Source organism: Algoriphagus halophilus (assembly GCF_900129785.1).
Classification (GTDB): Bacteria; Bacteroidota; Bacteroidia; order Cytophagales; family Cyclobacteriaceae; genus Algoriphagus; species Algoriphagus halophilus.
Window position 1 is genome coordinate 1,352,196 of record NZ_FSRC01000001.1, and the last position, 14,563, is coordinate 1,366,758.

The 14,563-nt window shown below is 38.2% G+C and carries 12 protein-coding genes; 7 read left to right on the forward strand and 5 right to left on the reverse strand.

All coding sequences use genetic code 11. The annotated features are described in order from the left end of the window. Window positions 1–3: 3 nt before the first annotated feature. Both gatB and BUR11_RS05790 read left to right on the forward strand, forming a co-directional pair. The gene (gene gatB / locus BUR11_RS05785) at window positions 4–1,464 is read left to right on the forward strand and encodes an Asp-tRNA(Asn)/Glu-tRNA(Gln) amidotransferase subunit GatB (RefSeq protein WP_074223841.1); all 1,461 of its coding nucleotides are present in this window, start codon (window positions 4–6) and stop codon (window positions 1,462–1,464) included. Window positions 1,465–1,467: 3 nt separating this feature from the next. After that, the gene (locus BUR11_RS05790; protein WP_074223842.1) at window positions 1,468–2,580 is read left to right on the forward strand and encodes a TlpA disulfide reductase family protein; all 1,113 of its coding nucleotides are present in this window, start codon (window positions 1,468–1,470) and stop codon (window positions 2,578–2,580) included. Between the two features lie 289 nt (window positions 2,581–2,869). Here the strand turns inward: BUR11_RS05790 and proC are convergent, their stop codons facing one another. Then, the gene (gene proC, locus BUR11_RS05795) at window positions 2,870–3,673 is read right to left on the reverse strand and encodes a pyrroline-5-carboxylate reductase (RefSeq protein ID WP_074223843.1); all 804 of its coding nucleotides are present in this window, start codon (window positions 3,671–3,673) and stop codon (window positions 2,870–2,872) included. A gap of 181 nt (window positions 3,674–3,854) precedes the next feature. Between proC and BUR11_RS05800 the strand changes: the two genes are divergently transcribed. From BUR11_RS05800 to rfbB, 5 genes are all read left to right on the forward strand, one after another. Then, window positions 3,855–4,271, forward strand: coding sequence for a hypothetical protein (locus BUR11_RS05800; protein ID WP_074223844.1), 417 nt, complete (start codon window positions 3,855–3,857; stop codon window positions 4,269–4,271). 83 nt (window positions 4,272–4,354) lie between these two features. Continuing rightward, on the forward strand, window positions 4,355–4,555 hold the full coding sequence (locus BUR11_RS05805) for a helix-turn-helix transcriptional regulator (protein WP_074223845.1): 201 nt from the start codon (window positions 4,355–4,357) through the stop codon (window positions 4,553–4,555). A 90-nt stretch (window positions 4,556–4,645) separates the two neighbouring features. Continuing rightward, entirely contained in the window at window positions 4,646–5,812 is a 1,167-nt protein-coding gene (locus tag BUR11_RS05810; RefSeq protein ID WP_074223846.1) for a glycosyltransferase family 4 protein, read from the forward strand. 37 nt (window positions 5,813–5,849) lie between these two features. Beyond that, window positions 5,850–6,902, forward strand: coding sequence for an NAD-dependent epimerase (locus BUR11_RS05815; RefSeq protein ID WP_074223847.1), 1,053 nt, complete (start codon window positions 5,850–5,852; stop codon window positions 6,900–6,902). An 11-nt stretch (window positions 6,903–6,913) separates the two neighbouring features. Further along, a complete protein-coding gene (gene rfbB / locus BUR11_RS05820; RefSeq protein WP_074223848.1) occupies window positions 6,914–7,969 on the forward strand; it encodes a dTDP-glucose 4,6-dehydratase in 1,056 nt (351 codons plus the stop codon). A gap of 109 nt (window positions 7,970–8,078) precedes the next feature. Here rfbB and BUR11_RS05825 read toward each other — a convergent pair whose 3' ends face one another. The 4 genes from BUR11_RS05825 to BUR11_RS05840 form a co-directional block, all read right to left on the reverse strand. Further along, window positions 8,079–9,146 (reverse strand): DUF4249 family protein, encoded by a 1,068-nt coding sequence (locus tag BUR11_RS05825; RefSeq protein ID WP_074223849.1) that lies wholly within the window; start codon window positions 9,144–9,146, stop codon window positions 8,079–8,081. A 34-nt stretch (window positions 9,147–9,180) separates the two neighbouring features. Beyond that, window positions 9,181–10,257 (reverse strand): DUF4249 domain-containing protein, encoded by a 1,077-nt coding sequence (locus tag BUR11_RS05830; RefSeq protein WP_074223850.1) that lies wholly within the window; start codon window positions 10,255–10,257, stop codon window positions 9,181–9,183. Then, window positions 10,254–12,671 carry a TonB-dependent receptor gene (locus tag BUR11_RS05835; protein ID WP_074223851.1) on the reverse strand — a complete coding sequence of 806 codons (2,418 nt, stop codon included), beginning with the start codon at window positions 12,669–12,671 and terminating at the stop codon, window positions 10,254–10,256. Before BUR11_RS05835 ends, BUR11_RS05830 begins: the two co-directional genes overlap by 4 nt. Window positions 12,672–13,192: 521 nt before the next feature. After that, window positions 13,193–14,491, reverse strand: a complete 1,299-nt coding sequence (locus tag BUR11_RS05840) for an APC family permease (RefSeq protein WP_074223852.1) — start codon at window positions 14,489–14,491, stop codon at window positions 13,193–13,195. Between the last annotated feature and the right edge of the window lie 72 nt (window positions 14,492–14,563).

Sequence of the window (14,563 nt, forward strand, 5' to 3'; positions counted from 1 at the left end):
CGAATGGTTAGCGAAGAAATAAAGAATAAATATCAATTAGTCATCGGTCTGGAGGTACATTCCCAGCTTCTTACGAATAGCAAAATGTTTGCTTCTGATGCCTCTGAATATGGAAAAGCTCCAAATACACAGGTATCCGTGATTACCTTAGGCCATCCTGGTACTTTGCCGAAAGTAAATAAGAAGGCCATTGAATTTGCCATCAAAATGGGATTGGCCTGTAATTGTGAAATTACCAGACATAATGTTTTTGCCCGAAAAAATTATTTCTATCCAGATCTTCCAAAAGGTTTCCAGATCACCCAGGACAAAGGCCCCATTTGTGTAGGAGGGACTGTTCCGATCAAATTGGAGGATGGAAGAACCAAAGAGGTTTTATTGAACCGAATCCATTTGGAGGAAGATGCTGGCAAGTCTATCCACTTGGCTGGTGAACCTGATACATTGGTGGATTTTAACCGTGCAGGTACTCCGCTGATTGAGATCGTTTCAGAACCCGATTTAAGAAGCCCGGAAGAAGCTTATGCTTTTTTGTCGGAGATCAAGAAGTTGGTAAAATACCTTGAAATCTGTGATGGGAACATGGAAGAAGGATCACTTCGCTGTGATGCCAATGTTTCCGTGATGTTAAAAGGGGCCAAGGAATATGGAAAGAAAGTTGAAGTGAAAAACATGAACTCTTTCCGAAATGTGTTCCGGGCCATAGAACATGAGCATAATCGTATCATTGAGTTACTGGAAGCAGGGGAGGAGGTCATTTCTGAGACTAGAACATTTGATGCCGCTAACGGTACAACGGCGAGTATGCGGACCAAAGAGGACTTGAATGATTATCGATATTTTCCTGAACCGGATTTAAGCCCAGTAGTAGTTTCTGAAGAATGGTTGAGTTCTATCAAAGAAAGTATGCCTGACCTTCCTAGAGAATTACACCAGCGATTTGTAGAGCAATTTGGTTTGCCTGAATACGATGCGAGTTTCTTGACTGAGTCGAAAGAAATGGCTCTTTGGTTTAATGAACTGTGTAGTAAAACAAAAAATTATAAAGCTGCGTCTAACTGGATGATGGGACCGATAAAGTCCTATTTGAATGAAGGGTCAGTACAGATAAAAGACTTTCCAATTAGTACTGATTCGCTTGCTGAACTTATTGCATTGATCGATGCAGGCAAGGTGAGTTTCACAGTAGCTTCTCAAAAGATATACCCTGAGATGCTTAAATCCTCAGAGGAAAATCCGATCGAGATTGCTCAAAAGTTAAACTTAATTCAGGAAAGTGATGAATCATCCTTATTGCCAATAGTAGAGGCTGTGTTAGCCGAAAATGCGGGAAAAGTAGCAGAATTTAGATCCGGTAAAAAAGGGCTGATGGGCATGTTTATGGGACAAGTAATGAAAAAGTCCCAAGGCAAGGCCGATCCAAAAGTTGCTACCAAGCTATTGACTAAATTATTACAAAAATAAAATATGAAATATACCTCAATCTTAGTTGCCTTTGTTCTAGGTGTCACCATGCTTTCTTGCGGAAGTGCTGAAGAAGAAAATGACGGCAAAGTAGCGCTTGAAGGAAAAGTGGAAAATGCTCCGGAGGGTTTGATTATTCTTTCCCGCTTTACCGAAAGTCGACCTGTGGTGGTAGATACCCTATCTCTCCAATCAGATGGATCTTTCGAATATACAGTGGACGTGGAAGTTCCCACCTTTTTCGCATTGAATTTATTTGACCAAAGAACAGTAAGACTTGCGCTATATAAAGAGGATGTCCAATTAAATTATGACTTTTCAGATGCTGAAAGTTTGCAAATTTCAGGTTCAAAGGACAGTCAGGAAATGCAGAAAATTGATGGATTGATCGCTGATTATCAGAATAAAGTAAATGAGCTGAATGAGGCTTATTACGAAGCCATGAGTAATAATGATACGGAGACAATCAAAAGAATCCAGTCAGATGCATTACTGTTGGAAGATAACCAAGCCAAACAGGTGAAAGAGGTGATCAATAGCATGGGGGATAGTTTTGCTTCTTTAGCTGCAATTGGTCTTTTGAATTCCAAAAATGAGTTTCAGTTTTTGGATAGTCTGGTAGCTGAATTGGATAAAAAGTATCCTGATACCAAAATGATCATTCAATTAAAACAGCAATTGGATGAGATGAGGGCGCTTTCTATGGGACAAATTGCTCCAGAAATAGAGTTGCCTAACCCAGAAGGTCAGATAGTCAAATTATCTGATTTTAGAGGGAAATATGTGATGATTGATTTTTGGGCTGGATGGTGTAAACCATGTCGTGAAGAAAACCCAAATGTGGTCAGACTATATAATGAATACAAGGATCAAGGATTTGAGGTTTTTGGAGTTTCTCTTGATAGAACCCGTGAAGCTTGGGTAGATGCTATTTTTGAAGATGGATTAACTTGGACACAAGTTTCCGATTTGAAATACTTTAACTCTGTGGCTGCAGAATTGTATCAGATCAACGCTATTCCAGCGACATATTTAATTGACCCAGATGGTAAAATTATTGGGAAGGATTTAAGAGGCCCAAGTCTTGAAAGCAAGCTGAAAGAGATTTTCGAATAATAAAATCAAGTTTAAAAACTAAAATGCCTTCTGATTAAAAATCAGAAGGCATTTTTTTTAAAATTTTAACTAAAACAAAAGGAAGGAGGAAAAAATTACCAAACAGTCCTTCCTTGAAAAATCGTGTCACTTAAAAAGGAATAGCAAAAGTTGTTTATCACCCGAGACAAAACTAGTAAAAAGATTTAAAAGAAAAACAAAAATTAAATTATTCTTTTTTGAACTAATTGGGTTTTTGAGGGATTTAACTTAACTATTCCGTGATTTTTTCTTAATAGGAAAAAAGAAGCTATTTTTTTTCGATTTTTTCAAAACTAGCAATGACCCCTCTTACCATTGCTGAACTAAAACCTTGATGTTCCATTTCATTTAGTCCTACGATGGTACAGCCTTTTGGAGTAGTGACTTTATCAATGGCTTCCTCCGGATGAATATTTTGTTGAATCATCAATTCAGCCGCTCCTTTTACTGTTTGATTAACGATCCTGCTGGCAGTTTTGGAATCAAATCCAATCTGAATTCCTCCCTGGATCATAGCGCGCATAAATCTTAATACATAAGCAATACCACAGGCTCCCAATACAGTGGAAGCTTCCATCAGTGATTCATCGATATCAATGGTGATACCTATGGAGTTAAATAATTCTTTTACCAATGCTATTTGATCAGAATTGGCACCTCTTTGACAAACGCAAGTAATGGATTCCTGAATGTCTGCGGCAATATTTGGCATGGCTCTAAATGCCACCATCTTTGGATCAAGCTCCTGATACATTTCGTCTAAACTAATTCCGGTGGCCAAAGAGATAATTATTTGCTTCTCTGGATCTAAAACTTCTTTGATCTCACGTAGAATAGGGCGGATATTATAAGGCTTTACGCCTAATAAAATGATGTCCGCATATTTAGCTGCGGTAAAATTGTCTGAATGAACATGAGCTCCTCTTGCCTCAAAGTCAGATAAACTGATGGTATTTCGTTTGGTAAGAGTTAGGTTTTTTGCATCAAAGCTATCTTTTTCAAGCAGTCCATTGGCAATGGATGAACCAAGATTACCACAGCCTATGATGGCAATTTTTTGAGTAGAAATCATAAGAAATCAAATAAGTAAGAAGTAATGAGGATTAAAGTTAATTAAAAGGCATGTCTTATCCCCAGCGATAAAATTTTATTGGGAAGAATATTTATCTCTTAAACTTTACCCAAATGAAAAAGTTAATTTTATTTGACATAATGTAAAGTTTATTTTACATTTGGTAAAAAATAGTTGACTTATGAAAGAGAAATCCATCTTACATGTTCCTTTACTTTCTCCAGCATGGAAGAAAGTGGCATTTATATTTTTTCCATTACCAGTCATTTTAGTAATTGGAATGGCTTTTTCACGAATGGACATCAGTCCGGATGATTCGTCACAAATCATCTATGGTTTTTGGGCCATAGGATTTGGATTGTTAAACCTATCACGCGAAAAAGAAGAAGATGAAATGATTAAATCTTTTAGGTTGCAAGCATTTCAAACTGGCTTTTACTGGCTGATATGGGGATTAGGGGCATTGATGTTAATCAATTATCTGCGGTATGATAGGATTACCTCCGAAATATTTACGGCTTATTTGGTGCTGTTTCTTTTAAATGCCTATGTATATGCCGCTTTTCAATATCAAAAATACATGGCCTCAAAAGATTGATGCTTAATATCATAACTCATGAAATGTACAGAGATCTTAATGCCGCATTATTTTGAAAATAACAGAATTGTAGGGTTCGCAAGATGAAAAACACAATCAAAGTAGAGCGGGCAAGAAATAATATGACCCAACAGGATTTGGCAGACCGGGTTAATGTATCAAGGCAAACCATTAACAGTATAGAGGCTGGTAAATATGTTCCATCTACGGTCCTGTCCCTGAAAATTGCCAAAGTTTTTGTGGTACCAATAGAAGAATTATTTGAACTAGAAGAAGGAGATTAGGAGGATGTGTATTTCTTGGAATACCATTTGCGTTTTTTAAGGCACAAAAGACTAGAATATCTTACCTTTGCGCCTTTACAAATCTTTTTCATGACCAAGCTGATTCGAATCACCACTGTACCAATTTCTCTTAAACTATTGCTCTCCGGGCAAATGAAGTTTATGAAGGAAAAGGGGTTAGATGTAGTAATGGTGAGCAGTGATGGGAGGGAAGTTGCACAGGTACTTAAGAATGAAGGAGTCAGGCATGAAGTGATTCCATTCACCAGAAAAATCACCCCCATTCACGACCTCAAATGCTTGTGGCAATTATATCAGTTGTTTAAAGTTGAAAAACCGGATATTGTTCATACTCATACTCCTAAGGCAGGTATTTTGGGAATGATTGCAGCCAAATTAGCAGGGGTTAAAGTGCGAATCCATACTTTGGCTGGAATTCCATTCATGTCTGCAGAAGGAGGAAAGAAAGGTCTTCTGGAAAAAGTGGAAAAATATACCTACCAATATGCCACCGAAGTTTGGCCCAATTCCAATGGATTAAAGAAATTTATTTTAAATGAGAACCTGTGCGATGAGGATAAAATACACATCATTGGTAAGGGTTCATCAAATGGAGTAGACCTGACTAAATTCAGTCGGAATTCCTTAAAGGAAAACCATTTAGTGGCTGCTACCATGAGAATTCTTCCTGGAGAAAATGAATTTGTGATCTTGTCTGTTGGAAGGTTGGTTAAAGATAAAGGGATCGAAGAATTAGTCGCTGCTTTTACGAATTCAAAAATTGTCAATCAATCAAAATTAGTGTTGCTTGGAAGTTATGAGCAAGAACTGGATCCATTATCACCTGAAACCATTCAGACGATCACGGACCATCCAAGAATAGTGCAGATTGACTGGTCAGATCATGTAGCCCATTATATGGCACTGGCAGATGTTTTAGTACATCCATCTCATAGGGAAGGATTTCCAAATGTGTTATTGGAAGCTGGTGCAATGCAACTACCCGTAATCTGTTCTGGAATAATTGGAAATACTGATTTGATCACTCAGCAAAAGACAGGATTAATTTTTCCTGTAAAAGATGCGGCTGTTTTAAAAGAGGCTTTGGAATTTGCGTTTGTGAAAAGAGAAAAAATGACCCAACTGGGGATCGCTCTTTATGAGGAAGTTAAGGCCAACTATAATAGACCCAATGTTCATCAAGAAATTTTTGATCGATACCAGCAGTTGCTAGGGGCGGTCAGTCCATCAGAATGACGTATATTTAGGCCTTAATCACGTAATACACTCTTTTATGAAGTACCTGGTAACCGGAACTGCAGGATTTATTGGATATCATGTTGCAAAAAAATTGTTGGAGAGAGGGGATGAAGTTGTGGGGCTTGATGTCATCAATGACTATTATGACATAAACCTGAAGTATGCGCGATTAGCTTCTATGGGGGTTGAAAAAGAAGAAATTTCAAATAATAAATTGGTTCAATCTTCGGATATACCTTTCTATAGATTTATCAAATTAGACTTATCCAAAAAAGAAGATCTACTTCACCTCTTTGCTCAGGAAAAGTTTGATGTGGTGATTCATTTGGCTGCCCAAGCAGGAGTGAGGTATTCCTTGACACATCCTGAGGTATACATAGAGAGTAATATCATTGCTTTCCTTAATATATTGGAGTCTTGCCGTTTTCATCCTGTCAAGCATTTGGTTTACGCGTCATCAAGTTCGGTATATGGGGCCAATGAAAAACTTCCTTTTTCAACTTCTGATTCTGTTGATCATCCCATCAGTTTATATGCTGCTTCCAAGAAATCCAATGAATTGATGGCTCATACCTATAGTCATTTATTTAATATTCCAACCACAGGTTTGCGGTTCTTTACAGTGTATGGACCTTGGGGGCGACCTGATATGGCCCTATTTCTATTTACTGAAGCAATCCTAAAAGGAGAGCCTATTAAGGTCTTTAATTTTGGAAAAATGAAGCGGGATTTCACCTATATAGATGATATTGTAGAAGGAGTAATCAGAGTTGCCGATAGACCTGCTTCACCAAATGCGGACTTTGATCCTCAAAATCCAGATCCAGGAAGTGCCAGAGCACCTTTCAAAGTATATAATATAGGAAATTCCTCTCCTGTGCTCTTGATGGACTATATCCATGCGATTGAAGATGGACTGGGTAAGAAAGCAGAAATGGAATTATTGCCTTTACAACCCGGGGATGTTCCTGCCTCTCATGCAGATGTATCCGATTTAGTGAGAGATACTGGGTACAAGCCAGAAACCTCTATTACGGATGGAGTAAATGCATTTACAAAATGGTATCTAGATTATTATAAGAAATAACATTCTTAATCATGAAAAAATCAATTTTGATCACTGGCGGTGCTGGTTTTATAGGAAGTCATGTGGTTAAACTTTTTGTCTCGAAGTATCCCGAATACACGATTGTAAATTTGGATGCTTTGACCTATGCTGGAAATCTCGAAAACCTGAAAGAAATAGAAGGGGCTTCCAATTACTTTTTTGAAAAAGTGAATATTCAAGATGCTGCTGCCCTTGACCAGGTTTTCTCAAAACATGGGATTACCGATGTAATTCATTTAGCAGCTGAATCTCACGTGGATCGATCTATCTCTGATCCTTTGGCCTTTGTGAAAACCAATGTATTCGGAACAGTAAATTTGCTGAATTCTGCCAAGAAAGCCTGGGCTGGTGAATTAGGTAATCACTTATTTTACCATGTTTCCACCGATGAGGTTTATGGTTCCTTGGAAGATGGTGGGTTCTTTTTGGAATCTACTCCCTACGATCCTCAATCTCCTTATTCTGCGTCAAAAGCTTCTTCAGACCATTTTGTAAGAGCCTACGCCAATACTTATCAAATGAATACGGTAATCTCCAATTGCTCCAATAATTATGGTCCGAATCACTTTCCGGAGAAATTGATCCCATTGTGTATTCATAATATCAAGAACAACAAGCCTCTTCCGGTGTATGGAAAAGGAGAAAATATCAGGGACTGGTTATTTGTGATTGACCATGCAAGAGCAATTGATACCGTTTTTCATCAGGGTAAATCTGGAGAAACCTATAATATCGGTGGTTTCAACGAATGGAAAAATATTGACATTGTCAGATTGCTTTGTCAAAAAATGGATGAAAAATTAGGAAGAGAGAAGGGTACCTCTGAAAAACTAATCACCTTTGTAAAAGATCGTGCGGGCCATGATCATCGATATGCCATAGACGCCACCAAAATCAAAGAAGAATTAGGCTGGGAGCCTAGTTTGCAATTCGAAGAAGGGATAGAGATGACCATAGATTGGTACCTGAATAATCAAGAGTGGTTGGATCATGTCACTTCAGGAGCCTATCAGGATTACTATACAGAATTGTATGAAAATAGATAAGAATCTGTAGTCCATAAAAAAAGTACTTGTACTACCTCCAAAGTTTCTTTGGATTAAGTATTGGATAAATTGAGTAACCTAGCATAGTATTTCGTTTTTAACCCTGGGATCAATCATAAACCCACCAGTCAGGTGTAATACTTGTCCATTCACGGCCTCCAGCACGCGCTTCACAGGAAAGGCATTCAGAGGGATATTGATTGGTGGGTTTTCCGGGGATAAAATTGCAGATAGGCTGCAAGTAAATAGGAGAAATCTCAGAGGTCACGTAGAACCTCGATATAGATGATTTTGCAACTTCAAAAAAGCCAAGAATAAGCTCATTTGGATTTTCAGTATTTACGATGTTTCCCACTACCGGAGCAGGAGGTATATCAAAAAGAGATCCTTGGTTGTTGATGACAATATTTATTTTTTCCCAATACTGAAATGCCTCTCTTTTAATGCTGAGCTGTTTGACAGTCACAAAATATGGGAACAAAAATGCATTATCAATTTTCCTGGTTGCCAATAAACTCTCAGTTTGCCGATTTGAAGTAACTGTTCCGTCAAATAAATTGACCCGTGAAGGATCCATCACGTCAAAAATAAAACAAGGTGGAGGAGGAGGGGTAGCAGGAGGAATCCAGAGTAACTGCCAATAGTGTGCTTCCTCTACGACCCACCTAATGAATAGTTGGTCTTTTGTTTCCGGTAACTCTGATTTGGTGAAAACTTTAAAAACATACTCATCCTCTGAAGATTTAAACGGTTCATACGCAACTTCATAACTGAGATCGTCTTTCCCAACAGCTGAAGGCAATTCTTGAAATGATGACCTGTAAGTCGTTCCATTCAAAATCACTTCAATTGCATAACTTTTTCCTTCTGCTGCATGTATGCCTTGCAATTCATAAACACCATTCCCTTTGTTAAGATAGGCTATTTTTTCCTCGCCATCCGTCAGTAAATAAACGGCTGCATTTGAAATACCTTTAGGACGAAAACTTAATGGTGCCGTGGTACTGATATTGACCAAATGCTTGTCTTCACTATCAGTAAACAATCCATAGATGATTAATTGCCCCTCTTGTGTTTCCTGCCAAAAATCAAGTCTGTCAATGCAGGAAACCGTTACCAAAATCAAAGAAATCAGACAAGTTAGCTGCTTTAATGTTGAATAAAGGTTCTTTTTCATCTCCAGATACTATTCAAAGCCAACCCAAAAAGTTTCAATCAAACTTCCACCAATCAGGAGGAGTGTTTGTCCATCTTCTCCCTTGGGCCCGTGCATCACAGGACTTGCATTCAGAGGGGTAAGAGTTTTCGGGTATACTTGGGAAATACTGACATGGGTCGACCAGAGAAAAGGGTACATCTGCCCGTGTAGTATAAACCCTGGTCACTTTGGTTTTGGCGACTTCAAAAAAACCTAAGACTATTTCATTCTGATCTTCAACATTGGAAATGTTTCCAATTACTGGAGCAGGGGGTATATCAAATAAAGATCCTTGATTATTGATCACAATTTTTATTTTTTCCCAATACTCATAGGCTTCCCGATTGATGCTAAGTTGCCTAACTGACACAAAGAAAGGGTATAGGAAGGAATTGTCTACCAACCTTTTCCCCAATACAAAATTTCCTATACGGGAACTTGAACCCGATCCGTCAAACAAATTAATTCTATCGGGTTCAATAACATCCGATATAAAACAAGGTGGTGGAGGAGGGGGCGGAAACCCTGTGCCTGGAAAATGTAACAAAGGCCAAAAATAAGTCTCTTCAACCGTCCACCTAAGATAGATCGGATCAGAAGAACTAGGCAGCGTCGTTTCTGAAATAACCGTAAAAACAGACTCTGGAGTTTCCGTTCTAAATGGTTCTTTGTTAAATTCAAAACTGATATTATCATCTGCAAGAAGTTCAGGCATCTTCTCATATTTTGAGATATAGACGTTATCCTCTAGAATCACCTCAAGGGCATAACTTTCTCCTTCTATTGCAGCAAATCCTTCTAATATATACTCCCCTGATCCGGTAGAATTGTATCTATACTTATCTCCTGATGCTGTTAATAGTGAAACCCTAGCATCCCTAACACCCATTGGTGCAAGTCCTACAGCAGATGTTTTTGATACTGAAACAATTTGTCTTTCAAAGTTATCGGTCAAAAGCCCATAGATTACTAATTGCACTTCTTGGTCTTCGTCGAAAAAATCAAGTTTTTCAATACAGGAAGACAGCAGAAAAAAAATAGGTGAGAACACCACCAGCAGTTGGACATATTTTGTTTTGCGTGAGATCATTTGCCAAAGGAAACAGTGTAGGTGAAAGATGGAAAAACGGAACCCAAGATGGAAACCTGAAAAGGGATCAACCTTTGTGATCTTCCTTCTCTTTGGAAAAATACCGAATAGGCATTTCTTCGACCGGTAAGGTTGTAGACACTAAAATTGATCTTGTCATCCCATTTTCTTACAAATCCATTGGTTAGGTAAGAAAAGTCAATTCTAAAGTAGTTTGGAATCCTAAATTCATTTCTATTCCCAAAATTTGGAACAAAAACCCCTCCTACGACATAGTTAGAGGTAAGTCCAGTAACCGGCCTGCCCGACGAAAAATTGAAATTCATATTGAAAGTTTTCCCCTTTCTGAAATGGATGTTGGTAACTAGTGAAACGGTATGAGGCTTGTCAAAATTGGTAGCAAACCAGTTGCCCTGATTGACTTGAATTTGAGGAAATTCGGAGGTGGTTCTGATCAAGGATCTAGTATAGGTGTAAGCAAGCCAACCTGTGATACCACCACTGTTTTTTTGGATCAATACTTCAGCACCATAGGCTCTGCCTTCTCCTTGGATCAATTCGGTTTCTAAGTGCGGATTTACAAACAAATCAGCAAAATCCCGGTATTCCAATTGATTGTCTGTCGTCCGATAAAATCCCTCAAGAGAGGTAGACCACATATCTTCCTTGAAGTTTCGGAAGTATCCCAAAGAAACATTATAGGATCGTTGTGGAAGGATATAAGTTGTACTCAGCTGCCAAAGGTCTATTGGTGTTGGACCCGTAGCATTGGAGATGGTCTGTAGGTATTGGTTCAAAACCGAATATCCGCCTTTGATAGAACTAGAATTTCCTAAAGTCCAACGGAAGGAAAGCCTTGGCTCAAGACCATTGTACTTCACTACTTGTCCACTTTCTATAAAATGAACTCCATCAATCGTCAACCTTGATCTTGGAACTCCTTCTTGATATCTAAAGACTGAATCGGGTCCTTGTTGTATATAATTTGAATATCTGATTCCTCCAGAAACAGAAAAGTTTTCTGAGGGATTCCATTCAGCAGATACAAAGGGAGCAAATTCCAATCCTCTCTCTTTCTGATTGGTCTCTGCCTCAATCCCGGATTCTTCCGTGAGAGGGCTGAGAGATTCGGGCCTCATTTTGTATTGGATAGCCTCAGCACCAAAGTTAATGTCCACCTTTTCGAGCGTTAAAAACCCGGTTATTTTTCCTTGGTAGTAGTAAAGACCATTTTCAATTTTTGATGGGTCTATTTGAGAGGGTTCAAAAAAACTATTGTTGAATGAACCAAAAGCCGCCATTCCTATCAGAGAGAAATTATCGGTCAATAAATTGCGGCTGGTCAATGATCCCACGAGATTATCCCATTCAAATCCAAACTGATTGGAAAACCTGAAATAATCTCCGGTAGTTAGCAAGTTAAAATCAAGGCTGTTATTCTCAGAAAATTGGTGGTTGATTCCCAAATAAAGATCGTGGAAGTTAATCTTACTATTTTTGACATCCACCTCATTTACTTTGTTCAAAATCCAATTGGTGTTGGATAATCTAGAGGCAAAAATTAAGGAGGTCTTTTCGGGAACGATAGGTCCTTCTATCAGGAATTTGCTGATCGAGGTTCCTAGAGAAACATTTCCTTTCCAGTTTTCTCTGCTACCTTTTCTCATTTCAATGTTCAATGCTGACGCACTCCTTCCTCCAAAGTAGCTTGGGACTGTTCCTTTAAACAAAGTGAAGTTTTGGAGTACATCACCATTAAATGAGGATAGGAAACCCAAAGCATGACTGTTACTAAGCACTATCGCCTCGTTCATCATGATCAGATTTTGATCTGCCTGACCACCCCTAATATTCATTCCTGCAGAACCTTCACCTACAGAATTCACTCCCGGCATGGATTGAAGCACATTAAATACATCAGACTCGCCTAAAAATGCTGGGACTAATTTTATTTCATCGATGTTCATTTTGGTAACCCCGGTAATGGCTCCCCGGATGTTTCTATCTCGCTCCTCTGCTTGTACCGTAAATACCTCCAATTCAAAATCTTGATCGGTAAGTGCTAAGTCCAATTGGCCATCTCCATATAGAAAAACGATGTATCGAGCTGGTCTCTTCCCAAATTGCCGGAAAACGATCCGGTGTTTTCCTGAATCAAGTGAAATTGAATATTGTCCCTTCGAATCAGTGTTGTTTCCACCGAAGATTCCGTCTATATGAATGGAAACACCTTCCAATGGTTCGGAAGTCTCATATTGAATGATCGTACCTTTTAATAAATATTTTGATCTTTTGGATCCAGCTTCCTGTTCAAATCTGATTTCTGTAAATTCATTCTGTGCATAACCTGATTGGAAATGAAAAGCCAATAATGGCATCAGTATCAGGAATAAAAGTTGTGGTTTGGATGTCATATTCCTATGGAATAGACTTTCCTTTAATGTTCTAAAAAAATGTTTATAATTGATTTTCAATGGGTTGAATTTGGGTTGTTGAATTGAATTGGTACTTCATTTTTTTAAATTTCAAGATTGACTTTTTACAATTCCCAGTAATATAGAACCTCGTTATGAAATATTAATTATTCTGATATTGAATTGAAGTATTTTTAAGATTTCTTGAACAACTAGTTGTTTTCCAATTACAAGAGTCAGTATACCAGTAAATTATATAATTCGGACATAGATAAAAAGGAATTTTTTATCTTAAATTTTTCTCGTCCTGGGGGATGATTCCACCATGGGTTCTAACTATCAAGAACAACAACCCTCTTCAAGTGTATGGAATGTTTGAGAATACCGAGGGCAGTTTGTGGGTCGGTGACCATTCAAGAGCAAATTAATTTTGTTTTAATCAGGGTAAACCTGGTGATACCTATGCTTATCGTGGCTTCAATAGAAGAAAATTACTGACTTTTATTGATTGGTTGGTATCCCTACTTTCTTGTTTGACTTTTGAAGTCAGGCTTTTTTTTGTCAAATAAATAAAGGAATAATCCCAAGGCCATAATTCCAATTCCTGCTAAACTCTCCCAAGGTCTGTCCCAAAATAGGTAGCAGCTAATAGCAAGACTAAAAACGATGTATACCCATTGTAATAGCGGTTTGAAAGGGGTTCGGAAACCTGAACTTTCCCGAATTTTAAGGGAAGAATAAATGGTAATCGTTCCCATCAATTGAAGCACAAAACCAGCATATATCAAGACCTGTTCGAAAGAGCCGGATAAAAATAAAAGTAAGCTAATAAGTGTATTTAATCCAATGGCAACTATGGGAATCCCATTTTTATTTTCCTTGGCAAGGGGTTTCCAGAGCTTGAAATCTTTGGCCATGGCGTGGGTAATCCTCGGACCTACCCAAGTATATCCACTGATGGTGGCCATTAATTGAATAGCAATAAAAAAACTGATCCAACTAGCGCCTAAAGGCCCCAGTAAATTTTCAAAAGAGATCTTAGCTACTTCAACGTTTCCTTTTAAATCAGAAAGCGAAGCATGTTTTAGCAATACATATTGAAATAAAACATACAGGATTAAAACCAAGATAGTCGAGGTGATCAAGGCCTTTGGTAGATTCTTTTTGGGGTTTTGTACCTCTTCAATAATATAGGCAGCAGAATTCCAACCTGTATAGGCATAGAATACATATACCAAAGAAACCACAAAACCAGGATTCAAAATCTCCGAGGTCCATGAGTTGGAAAAATCCAGTGAAGAGGAAAGACTTTTGGAGGGTAAAGTGAAGCCGATCAGAATTAATGAAACAATGAATAATATTTTTATTAGGGTAAGCAAGTTTTGAATCTGACCGCTTCTTTTGATGGAAATGACATGTGCAATGGGAATTAATAAAATAGTCAATAAACCAGGGAAGCTGCTATTTCCTGAAAAAGGACGCAAGTAGTCGTTCATAGCTATTCCTGCAATAGCAATTGGTGCAGAAAACCCAACTGTAAGCGAAACCCAAGCATATAAATAGCCGATAGATGGATGGATTGTTTCCGAAAGAAAAATATAATCGCCTCCAGACTTTTTGAAGTGGGTTCCTAGTTCTGAATACACCAATGCTCCAATGAGTGCCATGATGCCGCCAACTACCCAAAGTATGAAAATAGACCACGTGTTTTGGACTTCATTCAATTGAAAACCCAAACTGGTAAAAACTCCCGTGCCGATCATATTGGCAATGACTAATCCTGCGGCCGTTTTCCATCCAATTTTATGATGATCAAGCATGAGGTGAAAGAAGTTGAAAATCTAAAATATCTGATTCTATTTCATAAAAAAAGCCAACCTAAACTAGGTTGG

What these genes read in the sequence shown, in the direction of transcription:
- rfbB (WP_074223848.1), top strand. Translation starts at nt 6,914, where the DNA reads ATGAAAAAATCAATTTTGATCACTGGCGGTGCTGGTTTTATAGGAAGT.
- BUR11_RS05810 (WP_074223846.1), top strand. Translation starts at nt 4,646, where the DNA reads ATGACCAAGCTGATTCGAATCACCACTGTACCAATTTCTCTTAAACTA.
- gatB (WP_074223841.1), top strand. Translation starts at nt 4, where the DNA reads ATGGTTAGCGAAGAAATAAAGAATAAATATCAATTAGTCATCGGTCTG.
- BUR11_RS05790 (WP_074223842.1), top strand. Translation starts at nt 1,468, where the DNA reads ATGAAATATACCTCAATCTTAGTTGCCTTTGTTCTAGGTGTCACCATG.
- proC (WP_074223843.1), bottom strand. Translation starts at nt 3,673, where the DNA reads ATGATTTCTACTCAAAAAATTGCCATCATAGGCTGTGGTAATCTTGGT.
- BUR11_RS05825 (WP_074223849.1), bottom strand. Translation starts at nt 9,146, where the DNA reads ATGAAAAAGAACCTTTATTCAACATTAAAGCAGCTAACTTGTCTGATT.
- BUR11_RS05815 (WP_074223847.1), top strand. Translation starts at nt 5,850, where the DNA reads ATGAAGTACCTGGTAACCGGAACTGCAGGATTTATTGGATATCATGTT.
- BUR11_RS05840 (WP_074223852.1), bottom strand. Translation starts at nt 14,491, where the DNA reads ATGCTTGATCATCATAAAATTGGATGGAAAACGGCCGCAGGATTAGTC.
- BUR11_RS05805 (WP_074223845.1), top strand. Translation starts at nt 4,355, where the DNA reads ATGAAAAACACAATCAAAGTAGAGCGGGCAAGAAATAATATGACCCAA.
- BUR11_RS05800 (WP_074223844.1), top strand. Translation starts at nt 3,855, where the DNA reads ATGAAAGAGAAATCCATCTTACATGTTCCTTTACTTTCTCCAGCATGG.
- BUR11_RS05835 (WP_074223851.1), bottom strand. Translation starts at nt 12,671, where the DNA reads ATGACATCCAAACCACAACTTTTATTCCTGATACTGATGCCATTATTG.
- BUR11_RS05830 (WP_074223850.1), bottom strand. Translation starts at nt 10,257, where the DNA reads ATGATCTCACGCAAAACAAAATATGTCCAACTGCTGGTGGTGTTCTCA.